This window comes from Paracoccus sp. FO-3, assembly GCF_006386455.1.
Taxonomy (GTDB): Bacteria; Pseudomonadota; Alphaproteobacteria; order Rhodobacterales; family Rhodobacteraceae; genus Paracoccus; species Paracoccus versutus.
Map to the genome: position 1 here is coordinate 38,672 of NZ_VCBQ01000026.1, position 15,477 is coordinate 54,148.

Consider the following 15,477-nt stretch of genomic DNA (forward strand, 5'->3'; position numbering starts at 1 on the left):
TCCTCTGGGCGGGTCTGACCGCCGCCTCCTGTAAAAGGCTGCCGAAGAAACGGGGGCTTGTCAATAAATCAATTTCGTTGATTTAATAGGGGAGGGAGGAAGCGACCATGCCGAACACCAATCCGGCGGCGACGCCGCAGGGGGTCCGCAGCCAGAACGAGCGGCTGATCCTGTGGCTGATTCGCCGCAACGGACCGATGCCGCGCGCCGCGCTGGCCCAGGCCACGGGCCTGTCTGCGCAGGCCGTCACCAACATCACGCGCGAGCTGATCGCCGCGGGCCTGCTGGATGCGGGGGGCGAGCGGCGGCGCGGCAAGGTCGGCCAGCCGCTACTGCCGCTGGCCCTGGCGCCGGAGGGGGCGCTGTTTCTGGGCCTCAAGGTCGGGCGCCGGGTGGCCGAGCTGGTGCTGGTCGATTTCGCCGGGGGCATCCGGCAGATCCGGGTGCTGCCCCATGCCTATCCGCAGCCCGACGCGATTCGCGACTTCGCCGTCGCCGGCGCGGCCGAGATCCTGGCCGAATTGACCCAAGCGCAGCGCGCGCGGCTGTCGGGCATGGGCATCGCCAGCCCCTTCTACCTGTGGGACTGGGCCGAGGAGATGGCCCCCTGGCGCGGCCGCGACCTGCGCGCCGAACTGGCGCAGGCGCTGGACCTGCCGGTCTGGCTGGAGAATGATGGCTCCTGCGCCTGCGGAGCCGAGATGATGTTCGGCACCCAGGAATTGCCGCAGGATTTCCTGTATTTCTATGTCGCGCATTTCGCCGGCGGCGGCGTGGTGCTGGACGGGCGGCTGCGGCTGGGGCCGTCGCGCAACGCGGGGGCGATGGGCTCCTATCCGGTGCCGGGGGGGCGGCAGGTGCTGGACGTGGCCTCGATTTCCGTGCTGGAATCGGCCTTGGGGGGCGACCTGCCGCTGGACGATGCGGCCTGGGATCTGCCGCCCGGTATCGTCCGGGAATGGCTGGACGAATCGGCGCGGGTGCTGTCCCATGCGGCTCTGGGGGCGGTGGCGGTGCTGGACCTGCCGCTGGTGGTGATCGACGGCGCCATGCCGGCCGTGCTGCGGGCCGGGCTGGTGCAGGCGACCGCGGCCAGCCTGGCCGGGATGCGCCACCACGGCGTCACCCTGCCCGAGGTGCGCGCCGGAACCCTGGGCCGCCGGGCCCGCACGCTGGGGGCGGCCGCGCTGCCGCTGGGGGCGGGCTTCCTGCCGGGCGGCAGTTTCTCGGCCCCGCGGCCGGGCCGGAACGGGCATGAAACCCAGGGTGCGCCCGCGCGTTCCCGTGACGACAGGTGAAGAAAGGAAGCCGCGGCCATGGCCGACGATCCATACAAGGCGCTGGGGCTGGGCAAGAACGCCAGCCAGGACGACATCAAGCGAGCCTATCGCCGGATCGCCAAGACCGACCACCCGGACCTCAATCCCGATCCTGCCGCGCATGAGCGCTTCAAGGCCGCCTCTTCCGCCTATGACCTGCTGAAAGACCCCGAGCAGCGCGCCCGCTTCGACCGCGGCGAGATCGACGCCCAGGGGCAGGAGCAGCCGCAGCGGCATTACTATCGCGAATATGCCGAATCGGGCGACAACCCCTATCGCCAGCCGCATGGGTTCGACGATCTGTCGGACGTGTTCTCGGACCTGTTCGGCGGCCGTGCCGGCGGCGGCGGCCGGCGCGGCGGGGCGCGCAGCTTCGACATGCGCGGCCCCGACCAGCGCTTTACCCTGGAGATCGACTTCATGACGGCGGCCCGCGGCGGTTCGACCCGGATCACCATGCCCGACGGCAGCGTGCTGGAGGTCAAGATCCCCGAGGGCGCGCATGACGGCCAGGTCATCCGGCTGCGCGGCAAGGGCGGTCCCGGCATGGGCAATGGCGAGCCGGGCGACGCGCTGCTGACCCTGATCGTGGCCGAGGATCCCGACTGGAAGCGCGACGGCAACGACGTCGAGACCACGCTGCCCATCACCATCGACGAGGCCGTGCTGGGCGGCAAGGTCGAGGCGCAGACCATCGACGGCCCGGTGATGCTGACCGTCCCGCGCGGCGCCAGCTCCGGCCAGAAGCTGCGGCTGAAGGGCCGCGGCATCAGGGGCGCGGACGGGCGGCGCGGCGACCAGCATGTCGTGCTGAAGATCGTGATGCCGCCCAGGGTCGACGACGAATTGGCCCGCTTCATCGAAGAGTGGCGCCAGAACCATGCCTATGATCCGAGGAGGGGAAAATGACCCAGCCCCATCATACCCTGGCCGAGACGCTGGAGGCGATCAGCGACCTGACGCCCGAGCAGCTGGAGCGCTATATCCGCGCCGGCGTGGTCGTGCCGGTGCAATCCGAACAGGGTCCGCTGTTTCGCGACATCGACCTGGCGCGGCTGAGCCTGGTCGTCGACCTGGCCGAGGGCTATCACCTGGACGAAGAGGCGCTGGCCCTGGTGCTGTCGCTGGTCGACCAGCTGCACGGGCTCAGGGGCGACATGCGGGCGATCCTGGACGCGGTGGCGCGCGAGCCGGTCGAGACGCGGGTGCGGCTCAAGGCCGCGATCCGCGAGGTGCGGGTGGTGACGCGCTAGTCCGCCCTGCCGCAGCCGGGCAGGGCGCGGCCGGGCAGCTCGGCCATGATCGCCAGCCGCTCGGCCTCGGTCATGCGGCCCCAGCCGGCGATCTCGTCGATGCTGCGCAGGCAGCCGGTGCAAAGCCGGCTTGCCGGCTCGATCCGGCAGATGTTGACGCAAGGCGTCGAGGGCTTCATCCGCCGGCCCCCAGGAAGCGCAGCCGGTCCAGCGCACCTTGCAGGATATAGCCGGCCGCGACCTGGTCGATGACCTCGGCGCGGCGCTTGCGCGAGGTGTCGCCCTCCAGCAGCGCGCGTTCGGCGGCGACGGTCGACAGCCGCTCGTCCCAGAAGGTGATCGGCAGCGGCGTCAGCCGTTCCAGGTTGCGGGCAAAGGCGCGGGTCGATTGCGCCCGCGGCCCCTCGCTGCCGTCCATGTTGCGCGGCAGGCCCAGCACCAGCCCGACCAGCGCCCGGTCGGCGGCGATCTGCAGCAGCGCCTGCGCATCGACGGTGAACTTCGTGCGCCGGATCACCGTCAGCGGCGAGGCGACGCTGCGCAGCCCGTCGCTGACCGCGACGCCGATGGTCTTGGTGCCCAGGTCCAGCCCGGCGACGGCGCCGGTGCGGGGCAGGGCTGCGGCAAAGCTCTCGACGTTCTCGCAGATCATTCCAGCCCGGCCTGTTTTGCCGCCGCCTCGATCACCTCCAGCGCCGCGGCATCGCCGGCGAACTGCTTGCGCGCCTCGCCCAGGATGTCGTCGGCATGGTCCTTTTGCCCGATCACCGGCAGGGACGAGATCAGCCGCGCCCATTCCTCGGGCGTGCCGCCCTGGGTGGCCAGCCGGGTCTCCAGCCCCTTGACCATGCCCTCGACCATCTGCTGGCGCTCTTCGGCGGTCATTTCCTCGGCCGCGGCCATGGCGTCGGCATCCGGGCCGGGCATCGCGGGCAGGCTGGGCATGCCCGGCGTGCCCGAGGCGGCGGGTTCCGGCGGGGTATAGTCCGGGTGGCCGGCAAACCAGGCCAGATCCTGGATCGAGCCCCGGATCGGCGCGATCCAGGGCGCGTCCTCGGGCCCCTCGGCCAGCAGCCGGGCCCAGACCGGAAACGCCTGGTCGGGCCGGCCGTTCTGCAGGTGCAGCAGCCCGGCCATGAAGCGCGCCTGCGGATTGCGGGCATCGCGCGCCAGGGCCTGGGCCACGGTATCCTCGGCCTCGCGGGTGATGATGCCGCCCGCCGCCTCGATCGTCAGCCCGGCCAGCCGCGCCAGATCCTCGGCGCTGGCCTTGTCGCCGCGCAGGGCAACCAGCCGGCGCTGCGCATCCTTGGCGGCGACCAGGTTGCCCAGCCGCTCCTCGTGCTCGGCCAGAAGCTCCAGCCCGCGCGGGTCGTTGGGGTTCTTCATGACCGCCTCGCGCAGCCGCTCGATCAAGGCGACATAGTCGGCGTCGGGCTCGGGGCGGGCGGGGCGGGGGGCCTGCGCCTCGGCCTCGGCCTGGCTGGGGCGGGTGTCGTAAAGCTCCTGCGCCTGGGCGATGCGCTGCGCGATGGGGGCGTCGGGCCGGTCGGGCTGGCCCAGGCGCTGGTAGGTCAGGAAGGCCCCGCCCAGCAGCACGGCCAGCAACGCCAGCGCCGCCCAGCCGCCGGCGCTGCGCCGGGTGCTGCCGGCGCGTTCCAGCGCGCGGTCGGCGGCCAGCACCTTGCGCCCGATCTCGACCCGCAGCCGCTCGGCATCCGCCGTGTCGATCACGCCGCGCTCCAGATCGCGCTCGACCTCGCGCAGCTGGTCGCGATAGATTCGCAGGTCATAGGCGGCGGCGGGCTCGGCCGCCTCGCCCTGCCGGCGCAGAAGCGGCGCGGCGATGGCCACGGCCACCACCCCCGCCAGCGCGGCGCAGATGATCCAGAACATCGGCTTCCTCTCTTTGGCTGGTCCGGTGATAGCGGTTTTCCGCTGGCCGAGAAAGTCAAAGCCCTGCGACAAATCGCGAACTGGACCGCGGGACATCTGCGCCGACCCCTGACGCAATTCGACAATCGCCCCGTCGCAACGCGGCTTGCCCGAAAACCGCCCTCGCTTCACTCTGCATGGATCGAGTCGCAAGAGGTTCCCCCATGCCCGCATCTGCAAGTTCCAGCACCGGCCGCTATTCGGTCTTTGCCATCGCGAAAGAGGCGATGCGGCTGCATACCGGCTGGAAACGCGCCTGGGCCAGCCCCGAGCCCAGGAAGAAATACCAGGTCGTCATCGTCGGGGCCGGCGGCCACGGCCTGGCCACCGCCTATTACCTGGGCAAGAATTTCGGCATCACCGATGTCGCGGTGATCGAAAAGGGCTGGCTGGGCGGCGGCAACACCGGCCGCAATACCACCATCATCCGGTCGAACTACCTGCAAGACCCGTCGGCGGCGATCTATGACAAGGCGCTGAAGCTTTATGAAAACCTGTCGCAGGATCTGAACTACAACATCATGTTCAGCCCGCGCGGCCTTCTGATGCTGGCGCAGACCGAGCATGAGGTGCGCGGCTACAAGCGCACCGTCTATGCCAACCAGCTGCAGGGCGTGGCGACCGAATGGGTCAGCCCCAAGCGCATCAAGGACATGCTGCCGATCATCAATATCGAGGGGCCGCGCTATCCGGTCCTGGGCGGGCTTTACCAGGAACGCGGCGGCACCGCCCGCCACGACGCCGTGGCCTGGGGCTATGCCCGCGCCTGCTCGGCCATGGGCATGCATATCATCCAGAACTGCGAAGTGACCGGCATCGAGACCGAAAACGGCCAGGTCAGGGCGGTGAACACCGGCAAGGGCCGGATCGAATGCGACAAGCTGGCGCTGATCGCCGCCGGCCACAGCTCGGTCCTGGCCGAGATGGCGGGCTTCCGCCTGCCCATCGAATCGCTGGCGCTGCAGGCGCTGGTGAGCGAGCCGATCAAGCCCTGCTGCGACCTGGTCATCATGGCCAACACCGTCCACGGCTACCTGTCGCAATCCGACAAGGGCGAGATGGTGATCGGCGGCGGCACCGACGGTTTCAACAACTACACCCAGCGCGGCTCCTGGCACCATGTCGAGGAAACCGTGCGCGCGCTGATCGAGACCTTCCCGATGCTGTCGCGGCTCAAGATGCTGCGGCAATGGGGCGGGATCGTCGACATGACCGGCGACCGCTCGCCCATCCTGTCGGCCACGCCGGTCGGCAACATCTTCGTCAACTGCGGCTGGGGCACCGGCGGCTTCAAGGCCATCCCCGGCTCGGGCTGGGCCATGGCGGAACTGGTGGCCAAGGGCCAGCCCGGCCCGCTGGCCGCCGATTTCGGGCTGAACCGCTTCGTCCAGGGCCGCTTCATCGACGAAAGCGTCGCCGCGGGGGTGGCGCATTGATGCGCAGCGCGGGCATGATCCTGCCGGCGCATGCGGTTTTTGGGCCGATTTTTGCCCAAGTGCCGGTTGCGGCGGAAAATTTTTCGCAAGGGTTGGGAAACTGTTCCTCGTCTGGTGAATTGTTGGATTACGTCACCATGACCAAGGAGTTTTCTTCATGGCCGAACAGAACAAGAGCAACCTCTGGCTCATCGTCGGCGTCGTCGTCGTCGTGCTGGTCGTCATTTACTGGTTCGTGTCTTCAGGCACCGAGCCAACCGCGACCGAGCCGCCGACCGCGCCGGCCGTCTCGTCCGAACCCGCACCTGTCGATGACGGCGCCGTCTCGGTCGAGCCGCCGGCCGATGCTGCTCCGGCCGATCCCGCTGCTCCCGCCCCGGCCGAGCCTGCCACCCCGGCTCCGGCCAACTAAGGCGCCCCTTTCGGCGCCTTCGGGCGCCCTCTCTCTCCAGCGCCGGGGGGCGATTTGCCCCTCGGCTTCTGGCCATGCCGTGTTCGGCGGCCGCGCGGGCTGCCCCGGCGATGACCTGCTGCGCCCAAGCGCGGCGCACCCGCGCCCCCTCTCTGCAAGCCGCAAAGCCCGCGCCGCCGCGCCGGGCATTGCCGGCTGCGCGCCCTTCATCGACCTTTCGCTTTCCATTGCCGCCATGCGCGCCCGGCCGACCCCCTGGGCGCCGGCCCGCCTGCGCGTCCTGCCGCCCAAGGAGTGATCCATGCTGACCCTGACCTGTCCCTATTGCGGCGTCGCGGCCGAGGAAACCGAGCTGCAGCCCGGCGGCGAGGCGCATCTGAAGCGCTTCGGCCCCGGCTCGTCCGATGCCGAGTTCGAGGCCTATCTGTTCGCCCGCAAGAACCCCAAGGGCGTGCATTTCGAGCGTTGGCGCCATGCCTATGGCTGCGGCAAGTGGTTCATGGCGGCGCGTGACACCGCCACGCTGCAGGTCTTTGGCACCTACAGCGCCCAGACCCCGCATCCCACGCCCGAGATCGTCGCCGCAGTCCAGGCCGCCCGCCCGGATTGGCAGCCCGACTGGACGCCCGCCGCCGCCGAAACCTCCGCCGAAAGCCTGAACGCATGACCCAGACCGGACCCTTCCGCCTGCCGCGCGGCGGCCGCCTGATCGACCGCGCCTATCAACTGCCCTTCCGCTTCGACGGCCGCCAGATGCGCGGGGTCGCGGGCGACACGCTGGCCTCGGCCCTGCTGGCGAACGGCCAGCTGATGATGGGCCGCAGCTTCAAGTATCACCGCCCGCGCGGCCCGATCGCCTCGGGCGCGGAAGAGCCGAACGCGCTGCTGGGCCTTGGCCAGGGCGGCCGGTTCGAGCCGAACCAGCGCGCCACCACCACGCCGCTGGTCGGCGGCATGGCCACCACCAGCCAGAACTGCTGGCCCAGCCTGAACGCCGACATCGGCGCGATCAACAACTGGATGTATCGCTTTTTCCCGGCGGGCTTCTATTACAAGACCTTCATGCATCCGCGCCCGTTCTGGAAGCATGTGTTCGAGCCGATCATCCGCCGCTCGGCCGGCCTGGGCAAGGCGCCGACCGAGGCCGACCCGGACAAGTACGAACAGGCCTATGCCCATGTGGACGTGGTGGTCGTCGGCGGCGGCATCGCCGGGCTGACCGCCGCCCGCGACGCGGGCCGCGAGGGCAAATCGGTCTGGCTGGTCGAGCAGACGCCGCATTTCGGCGGCCGCACCCCCACCGACCATGCCGAGGGCCAGGCCCGCGTCGATGCGCTGCTGGCCGAGCTGCGGGGGATGGCCAATGTCACCCTGCGCCGCTCGACCCAGGCGACCGGGCTTTACGACCACGGCTATCTGCTGGTGCGGGAATCGCTGGCCGACCACGACCCGAACGCCGGCATTCCGCGCCAGCGCCTGTGGCGCCTCCGCGCGGGCCATGTGATCGTCGCCACCGGCGCGCTGGAGCGGCCGCTGAGCTTTGCCGGCAACGACGTGCCGGGCGTGATCCTGGCCTCGGCCGTGCGGGATTACATCGACAATTACGGTGTGGCGCCGGGCCGCCGGATCGTCGTCGTCACCAATAACGACGATGCCTATCGCACCGCGCTGGTGGCGCTGGATGCGGGGCTGGAAGTCGCCGTGGTGATCGACGCGCGCAGCACGGCCGAGGGCGCGCTGCCCGCGGCTGTCCGCGCCCGCGGCGTGCGCGTCCTGACCGGCTGCGCCGTTGCCGGCATCAAGGGCGGCCAGGCGGTCGAGGCGGTCAAGATCTGCGCCCATTCCGGTTCGGGCCAGGTGACCGAGACCGTGGATGCCGATTGCGTCGCCATGTCCGGCGGCTGGTCGCCGGTCGTCCACCTGTGGAGCCATTGCGGCGGCAAGCTGAACTGGTCCGACGCGCAGTCGATGTTCGCGCCCGATCCGAACCGCCCCCCGACCGGGGCCGACGGCAAGGCGATGGCCAGCTGCGTGGGTGCGGCGGCGGGCGACCTGCTGGTCTCGGAGTTGACCGGGGCGCAGGCCGAGGCGGCGACCATGCCGGTCTGGGTCATGCCGGCCCACGCCACGCGCAAGATGAAGTTCAAGATGTGGCTCGACTTCCAGAACGACGTGAAGGTCTCGGATGTCGAACTGGCCGCGCAGGAAGGCTATCACAGCGTCGAGCATACCAAGCGCTACACCACGCTGGGCATGGCGACCGACCAGGGCAAGGTCAGCAACATCAACGGCCTCGCCGTGCTGTCCAATGCGCTGAACCAGCCGATCCCGGCCACGGGCACGACGACCTTCCGCCCGCCCTATACGCCGCTGACGCTGGGCACCATCGCCGGCGAGGCGCGGGGCGAGATCTTCCAGCCCTTGCGCAAGACGCCGATGCATGGCTGGCACGAGGCGCAGGGCGCCTTCTTCGAGCCGGTCGGCCATTGGCGCCGCCCCTATTGCTACCCCAAGGGCGGCGAAAGCCATGGCGACGCGGTGGCGCGCGAGATCCGCGCGGTGCGCGCCTCGGTCGGCACGCTCGACGCCTCGACCCTGGGCAAGATCATCGTCAAGGGCCCGGATGCGGGCAAGTTCCTCGACATGATGTATACCGGCATGATGTCCACCCTGCCGGTCGGCAAGTGCCGCTATGGCCTGATCTGCAACGAGAACGGCTTCCTCATCGACGACGGCGTGGCCGCGCGGCTCAGCGAGGACACCTGGCTGGTCCATACCACCACCGGCGGCGCCGACCGCATGCACGGTCATTTCGAGGACTGGCTGCAATGCGAATGGTGGGACTGGAAGGTCTGGACCGCCAACGTCACCGAGCAATGGGCGCAGGTCGCCGTGGTCGGCCCCAAGGCCCGCGTGCTGCTGGAGCGGCTGGGCGGCCAGATCGACCTGTCGCCCGAGGCGCTGCCCTTCATGGGCTGGATCGAGGGCGAGATCGCCGGCATCCCGGCGCGGGTCTATCGCATCAGCTTCTCGGGCGAGCTTTCCTTCGAGGTGGCGGTGCCCGCGAACCGGGGCCTGGAGCTTTGGGAAAAGCTGCATGAGGCCGGGCGCGACCTGAACATCACCCCCTACGGCACCGAGGCCATGCACGTCATGCGCGCCGAAAAGGGCTTCATCATGATCGGCGACGAAACCGACGGCACGGTGATCCCGCAGGATCTGGGCATGTCCTGGGCGATCAGCAAGAAAAAGACCGACTATATCGGCAAGCGTGCGCAAGAGCGCAGCTTCATGACCGATCCCGGCCGCTGGAAGCTGGTGGGCCTGGAAAGCGTGGACGGCCGGGTGCTGCCCGACGGGGTCTATGCGGTCGACCAGGGCGTGAACGCCAATGGCCAGCGCAAGGTGCAGGGCCGCGTGACCTCGACCTACATGTCACCGACGCTCGACCGGCCCATCGCCATGGGCCTGGTGCGGCAGGGGCCGGACCGCATGGGCGAGGTGCTGGAGTTCCCCGTCGCGGGTCAGGAAAGCTACAAGGCGCGGATCGTCGATCCGGTCTTCTATGACAAGGAAGGGAGCCGGGCGAATGGCTGAGGCACTGGCGAAGATCTCTCAGGTGCAGGACTGGGGCATGATCCAGATCCGCGCCGACCTGGCGCGGGCGGGCGATGCCATCGCCGGGGCGGCAGGGGTCGCGCTGCCCGAACAGGGCCGCATCACCGCTGACGGCAGCCGTTCGCTTGGCTGGATGTCGCCGGACGAGCTGCTGCTGATCCTGCCGCGGGCCGAGACGGCCGAGGCGCTGGCCGCGTTGCAGGACGCGCTTGCGACCGAGCACGCGCTGGCGCTGGATGTCAGCGACATGCGCGCGGTGTTCCGCATCCAGGGCGCCCGCGCGCTGGACGTGCTGATGAAGCTGTGCCCGACCGACCTGGCGGCCATGCCCGAGGACGGGCTGCGCCGCACCCGCGCGGCCCAGGTCGCCTGCGGCATCTGGCGCGAGCCGGGCGGCTATGTGCTGATCGGCTTCCGCTCTGTCACCGACTATCTGCGCGGCATCCTGACCGGCGCGGCGGCGCCGGGCACGCAGCTTAGCCCGCGCTAGGACTTGTGGCCGCGGCAGGGCGGCGTATGGATGGGGTGAAAGCCACCCGGTTGATTCCATGCGCCCCGCCCTGCCTCTGCCCATTCTTCTGGCCGGCCTGATTTTGCCGGTTCCCGCCGCCATGGCGCAGGACTGGGGGCAAGAGCCGCCGGTGGTGATGATGTGCCAGATCATCGACCACAGCGGCACCGGCTGGGTGCCCGAGTTCATCATGATGACCCGCCAGACCTCCGGCCCGCGCCAGGGCCGGATCGAGGTTTTCGACCCGATCCTGCAACGCATCCTCGGCCAGCCGATCGAGGCCAGGATCACCGCCGACGACCGCACCAGCCGCACCTATGGCTGGGCGCTGGCCGGGGTGCGCAATGCCTCGGGGCAGCGGACCGAGCGGCTGGACTACCGGCTGACGGTGCAAAAGGCCGATGGCAGCGCGCGGGTGACGGCGACGGCGCTTGGCTATGACAATGTCATGACCGGGACCGGGGCCTGCGGCTCGCCCGGCGGGGGATAGGGCAGGAACCCGCGCCGCCTTGAAGGCGTTTAGCGGCCGACAGGGCTTTTCCCCGACTGGCTCCTGTGCCAGAACACAATCCGAAACCGTTGGAAAGGAAATCGAAAATGGCCTTCACGCTTCCCGATCTTCCCTATGCTCACGACGCGCTGGCCGCTGGCGGCATGTCCAAGGAGACGCTGGAATACCACCACGACAAGCACCACAAGGCCTATGTCGACAAGCTGAACGAGCTGATCGCCGGCACCGAATGGGAAGGCAAGAGCCTCGAGGACATCGTCAAGGGCACCTACCAGTCGGGGGCCGTGGCGCAGAACGGCATCTTCAACAACGCCAGCCAGCATTGGAACCATGCCCAGTTCTGGGAAATGATGGGCCCGAACCCCGGCGCCATTCCGGGCGAGCTGGAAAAGGCCCTGACCGAAGCCTTCGGTTCGGTGGACGAGTTCAAGAAGAAATTCGCCGAGGCCGGCGTCGGCCAGTTCGGCTCGGGCTGGGCCTGGCTAGTCAAGGACAAGGACGGCAGCCTCAAGATCACGAAGACCGAGAACGGGGTGAACCCGCTCTGCTTCGGCCAGACCGCGCTGCTGGGCTGCGACGTGTGGGAACACAGCTATTACATCGACTTCCGCAACGCGCGGCCGAAATACCTGGAAAACTTCCTCGACAAGCTGGTGAACTGGGAAAACGTGGCCTCGCGCCTCTGACCCCCGGCAAGACGCCGCATCAAGGCCCGCCCCGTTCGGCGGGCCTTTTCCATGGCGGGCGGAATCGGGTTGCGGCGGGGCGCATCCGGCGCCAGGCTTTGCCCGATGCGCAAGGAGACGAGATGAAACCGCTGCTGCCCGCCCTTTGCCTGGCCCTGATCCCCCTTGCCGCGCCGGCCCAGGATGCGGCGCTGGTCGTCCGTGACGGCTATGCCCGCGCCGCCAATCCGCGCTCCGGCGCCGCCTTCATGGTGATCGAGAATCGCGGCGCCGATGCCTGCACGCTTTCCTCGGTCGCCTCGGACGCGGCCGAGCGCGTCGAATTGCATACCCATCGCGACGAGGGCGGCGTGATGCGGATGGTCAAGGCGGATCCGATCCGCATTCCCGCCGGCGAGTGGCACGAACTGGCGCGAGGCGGCGACCATGTGATGCTGATGGGGTTGAAGCAACCGCTTGCGGATGGCGACCAGCTGGCGCTGACGCTGGACTTCGGCCCCTGCGGCAGGGTCGAAACCCGCCTGCCGGTGGATAACGGGCGCATGCCCGGACCCGCTGCGGGGCATTAGCGCCGGCCTTCGGCCTTTTCGATCAGCGCCTCGACCTTGGGGCCCAGCGATTGCACGATCAGCCCGACGCCTTCGGCCGAGGCATGCAGCCCGTCGGCTTGCAGCATGGTCCTGTAGCCTTCGTCCGGCAGGTCGAAAAGCGGCTGATACAGGTTCTCCATCAGCAGCGCGTCGTGCTGCGCGGCCATGCGCGGCCAGATCCCGGCCCAGTCGCGGCTGAGCGGCTCGTCATGGTCGGGCGAGGCGATGCCGACCAGCAGCAGCGGCCGGCCGGTCTTGCCGGCCTGGCCCAGGATCGAATCCAGGTTGTCCTCGACCATGGCGGGGGAAAAGCCCATCAGCAGGTCGTTGCCGCCCAGCTCGACGATCACCGCGTCGGGCTTGTGGCGGGCCAGCGAATAGCCGATCCGCACCCGCCCGCCGGCGGTGGTGTCGCCCGAAAGCCCGCCGTTCAGCACCAGCACGTCATGGCCGCGCGCCCTTAGCCAGTCCTGCAATTGCGGCACCAGCCCGTGCTTGCGCGGCAGGCCGTAGCCCTCGGTCAGGCTGTCGCCAAAGGCCAGGATGCGCAGCGGCGTCGCCGCCGCCATCGGTGCGGCCGCAAGGGCCAGGATCAGGGCAAGGGCTTTCAGCTTCATGCGGCACGCCTCAATCGCAACGCGTTACTGACCACGAAGACCGAGGACAGCGCCATCGCCCCGGCCCCCAGCATGGGTGACATCTGCGGCCCGCCAAAGGGCACCAGCGCCCCCATGGCCACGGGAATCAGGGCCACATTGTAACCGAAGGCCCAGAACAGATTCTGCCGGATATTGCGCATGACGCTGCGTGACAGGCGGATGGCCCGCGCCACGCCCATCGGATCGCCGCCGACCAGCACCACCTCGGCCGATTCGATGGCGACGTCGGTGCCGGTGCCGATGGCGATGCCGGTTTCGGCCGCGGCCAGCGCCGGGGCGTCGTTGATGCCGTCGCCGACGAAGACCGTGCCCGGCCCCATCTCGCGGATGGCGGCCAGCTTGCCCTCGGGCAGCACGCCCGCGGTCACGCGGTCGATGCCCAGCTTGCGGCCCACCGCCTCGGCCGTGGCCTGCACGTCGCCCGAGATCATCTCGGTTTGCAGGCCGAGCGCGTGCAGCTCGGCCACGGTCTGGGCCGCCTCGGGGCGGATCGGATCGGCCAGCGCCATGGCGGCGGCGTGCCGGCCGTCCACGGCCAGATGCACCGGGGTCGCGCCGTTCGCCGCCCAGCCCTCGGCCGCGGCGATCAGGGCGGGGGCGGCGGGAATGCCCGCCTCGGCCAGCGCGGCGGCATTGCCGATCAGCAGCGCGCGCCCCTCGACCCGCGCCGAAAGCCCGCGCCCGGCATTGGCCGCGACCGCCTCGGCCGGGGGCAGGTCCAGCCCCTTGTCCCGCGCGGCGCCGACGATGGCGGCGGCCAGCGGATGCTCGGAACGCGACTCGGCCGCGGCGGCAAGGCGCAGGGCGTCCAGGGGGGCGATGTCCTCGGCCTCCAGCGCGGTCAGGGCGGGGGCGCCCTGGGTCAGCGTGCCGGTCTTGTCGAAGCCGACGATGCGCGCCTCGGCCAGCCTTTGCAGCGCATCGCCGCGCCGGAACAGCACGCCCAGCTCGGCCCCGCGCCCGGTGCCGACCATGATCGAGACCGGCACCGCCAGCCCCATGGCGCAGGGGCAGGCGATGATCAGGACCGAGATCGCCGCAACCAGTGCCTGTCCCAGCGCGCCGGTGAAGATCATCCACAGCACGAAGGTCAGCAGCGCCAGCCCCATCACCAGCGGCACGAAGACCGCGGTGATGCGGTCCACCAGCGCCTGCACCGGCAGCTTGGTGGCTTGCGCGTCCTCGACCATGCGGATGATGCGGGCGAGCACCGTGTCGCCGCCGGTCGCGGTCACGCGATAGGCCAGCGCCGCATTGCCGTTCACCGTGCCGCCGGTCACGGGATCGCCGGGCTGCTTGGCGACCGGCACCGGCTCGCCCGTCAGCATGGATTCGTCCACCGCGCCGCTGCCCTCGGTCAGCACGCCGTCTACCGCCACCCGCTCGCCAGGGCGCAGATGCACGATATCGCCGGGGCGCAGCTCGGCCACCGGGACTTCCACGATCTGGCCGCCGCGTTCCACATGGGCGCTGTCGGGCGCAAGTTCGATCAGCCGGCGGATGGCGTCGCCGGCCTGGCCCTTGGCGCGCGCCTCGAGCCAGCGGCCCAGCAGGATCAGCGTCACGATGACGGCGGCGGCCTCGAAATAGACATGCACCGAATCCGGCGGCAGCACGCCCGGCGCAAAGGTCGCCACCGTCGAATAGAGCCAGGCCGCCGAGGCGCCAAGCGCGACCAGGCTGTTCATCTCGGGCGCGCGGCGCATCAGCGCCGGAAAGCCGATGCGGAAGAACATCCGCCCCGGCCCGGCCAGGACCGCCGTGGTCAGCAGGAACTCCAGCACCCACAGCGTGCGCTGGCCAAGCGCCATGTGCAGCCAATGGTGGAAGGCCGGGAAGGCATGGCCGCCCATCTCGGCGACAAAGACCGGCAGGGTCAGCGCAAGGGCGATCAGGAAGTTGCGCTTCAGCGCTGCCGCGTCGCCGCCATGGTCGTGCATGTGATGGCCGGCCTCGGCCTGCACCTGCGCCGGATAGCCCTTGGCGGTCACGGTATCGGCCAGCGCCTGCGGCGCGACGGCGGGGGAATGGCGGATGGTGGCGCTGGCGGTGGCCAGGTTCACCTGCGCCGAATCCACGCCGGGCAGCGCGGCCAGCGCCTTTTCGACCCGGCCCACGCAAGAGGCGCAGCTCATGCCCTCGATCGCCAGGCGGGTTTCAAGCGGCTCGGCCGGGTAGCCGGCGCTTGCCAGCGCCTCGACGGCGCGGGGCAGGGCCTCGGGCGCGGCCAGGCGGAAATGCGCCCGGCCGGTGGCCAGGTTGACCCGCGGCTCCTCGACCCCCGGCACGGCGGCCAGCGCCTTTTCGACGCGGGTCACGCAAGAGGCGCAGCTCATGCCCGAGACGGTCAGCTCGGCATCGTTTGGGTGATGTTTCATCGTTTTGTCCTGTCAGAATGGCGGAAAAGACGCGATTCAGACAGGATGGGGCGGGGCCTGCGGATGTTGCGGCACATGGTGCAGGCCGGGCTGCCGCGGCGGCCCCTCGCCCGGCGCGGGGCGCCAGCGCAGCGGATGGCCGTCGCCCGCCAGCACGGGGCGGGCCAGG

Annotated in this window: 16 protein-coding genes; 11 read left to right on the forward strand and 5 right to left on the reverse strand. The window is 70.0% G+C overall.

Translation table 11 applies throughout. The features are described 5' to 3' along the window. Window positions 1–107 precede the first annotated feature (107 nt). The 3 genes from FE811_RS09610 to FE811_RS09620 are packed head-to-tail and all read left to right on the forward strand — an operon-like array spanning window position 108 to window position 2,572. Entirely contained in the window at window positions 108–1,298 is a 1,191-nt protein-coding gene (locus FE811_RS09610) for an ROK family transcriptional regulator (RefSeq protein ID WP_140847286.1), read from the forward strand. An 18-nt stretch (window positions 1,299–1,316) separates the two neighbouring features. Next, window positions 1,317–2,228: a DnaJ C-terminal domain-containing protein gene (locus FE811_RS09615; RefSeq protein WP_036751873.1), complete on the forward strand. Its 912-nt coding sequence runs from the start codon at window positions 1,317–1,319 to the stop codon at window positions 2,226–2,228. After that, a complete protein-coding gene (locus tag FE811_RS09620; protein WP_036751871.1) occupies window positions 2,225–2,572 on the forward strand; it encodes a hypothetical protein in 348 nt (115 codons plus the stop codon). Before FE811_RS09615 ends, FE811_RS09620 begins: the two co-directional genes overlap by 4 nt. On the opposite strand, the gene FE811_RS09625 is transcribed toward FE811_RS09620, so the two are convergent. From FE811_RS09625 to ccmI, 3 genes are read right to left on the reverse strand one after another with little or no spacing between them, the layout of a single operon-like run. After that, on the reverse strand, window positions 2,569–2,751 hold the full coding sequence (locus tag FE811_RS09625) for a DUF1289 domain-containing protein (protein ID WP_116223055.1): 183 nt from the start codon (window positions 2,749–2,751) through the stop codon (window positions 2,569–2,571). The genes FE811_RS09620 and FE811_RS09625 overlap by 4 nt on opposite strands. Continuing rightward, complete coding sequence (gene ruvX / locus FE811_RS09630) at window positions 2,748–3,224, reverse strand: Holliday junction resolvase RuvX (protein ID WP_036751867.1); 477 nt, start codon at window positions 3,222–3,224, stop codon at window positions 2,748–2,750. Before ruvX ends, FE811_RS09625 begins: the two co-directional genes overlap by 4 nt. Continuing rightward, a complete protein-coding gene (gene ccmI / locus FE811_RS09635) occupies window positions 3,221–4,468 on the reverse strand; it encodes a c-type cytochrome biogenesis protein CcmI (protein ID WP_116223054.1) in 1,248 nt (415 codons plus the stop codon). The genes ruvX and ccmI overlap by 4 nt, the downstream gene beginning before the upstream one ends. Before the next feature lie 203 nt (window positions 4,469–4,671). Between ccmI and FE811_RS09640 the strand changes: the two genes are divergently transcribed. The 8 genes from FE811_RS09640 (at window position 4,672) to FE811_RS09675 (ending at window position 12,250) form a co-directional block, all read left to right on the forward strand. Continuing rightward, entirely contained in the window at window positions 4,672–5,943 is a 1,272-nt protein-coding gene (locus tag FE811_RS09640) for a sarcosine oxidase subunit beta family protein (protein ID WP_036750370.1), read from the forward strand. A 157-nt stretch (window positions 5,944–6,100) separates the two neighbouring features. Beyond that, complete coding sequence (locus FE811_RS09645) at window positions 6,101–6,355, forward strand: hypothetical protein (RefSeq protein ID WP_036750368.1); 255 nt, start codon at window positions 6,101–6,103, stop codon at window positions 6,353–6,355. Window positions 6,356–6,656: 301 nt separating this feature from the next. Continuing rightward, window positions 6,657–7,022 carry a sarcosine oxidase subunit delta gene (locus FE811_RS09650; RefSeq protein ID WP_116223052.1) on the forward strand — a complete coding sequence of 122 codons (366 nt, stop codon included), beginning with the start codon at window positions 6,657–6,659 and terminating at the stop codon, window positions 7,020–7,022. Continuing rightward, window positions 7,019–9,952 carry a sarcosine oxidase subunit alpha family protein gene (locus FE811_RS09655; protein WP_116223051.1) on the forward strand — a complete coding sequence of 978 codons (2,934 nt, stop codon included), beginning with the start codon at window positions 7,019–7,021 and terminating at the stop codon, window positions 9,950–9,952. Before FE811_RS09650 ends, FE811_RS09655 begins: the two co-directional genes overlap by 4 nt. Further along, complete coding sequence (locus tag FE811_RS09660; RefSeq protein ID WP_116223050.1) at window positions 9,945–10,463, forward strand: sarcosine oxidase subunit gamma; 519 nt, start codon at window positions 9,945–9,947, stop codon at window positions 10,461–10,463. Before FE811_RS09655 ends, FE811_RS09660 begins: the two co-directional genes overlap by 8 nt. A 58-nt stretch (window positions 10,464–10,521) precedes the next feature. Further along, window positions 10,522–10,974, forward strand: a complete 453-nt coding sequence (locus FE811_RS09665; protein WP_036750353.1) for a hypothetical protein — start codon at window positions 10,522–10,524, stop codon at window positions 10,972–10,974. A gap of 107 nt (window positions 10,975–11,081) precedes the next feature. Further along, complete coding sequence (locus FE811_RS09670) at window positions 11,082–11,681, forward strand: superoxide dismutase (protein ID WP_116223049.1); 600 nt, start codon at window positions 11,082–11,084, stop codon at window positions 11,679–11,681. Between the two features lie 122 nt (window positions 11,682–11,803). Next, window positions 11,804–12,250 (forward strand): copper chaperone PCu(A)C, encoded by a 447-nt coding sequence (locus tag FE811_RS09675; protein WP_116223048.1) that lies wholly within the window; start codon window positions 11,804–11,806, stop codon window positions 12,248–12,250. On the opposite strand, the gene FE811_RS09680 is transcribed toward FE811_RS09675, so the two are convergent. Together FE811_RS09680 and FE811_RS09685 are read right to left on the reverse strand one after the other, a co-directional pair. Next, window positions 12,247–12,888, reverse strand: a complete 642-nt coding sequence (locus FE811_RS09680) for an arylesterase (RefSeq protein WP_140847289.1) — start codon at window positions 12,886–12,888, stop codon at window positions 12,247–12,249. The genes FE811_RS09675 and FE811_RS09680 overlap by 4 nt on opposite strands. After that, on the reverse strand, window positions 12,885–15,308 hold the full coding sequence (locus FE811_RS09685) for a heavy metal translocating P-type ATPase (protein WP_116223046.1): 2,424 nt from the start codon (window positions 15,306–15,308) through the stop codon (window positions 12,885–12,887). Before FE811_RS09685 ends, FE811_RS09680 begins: the two co-directional genes overlap by 4 nt. Window positions 15,309–15,477 lie beyond the last annotated feature (169 nt).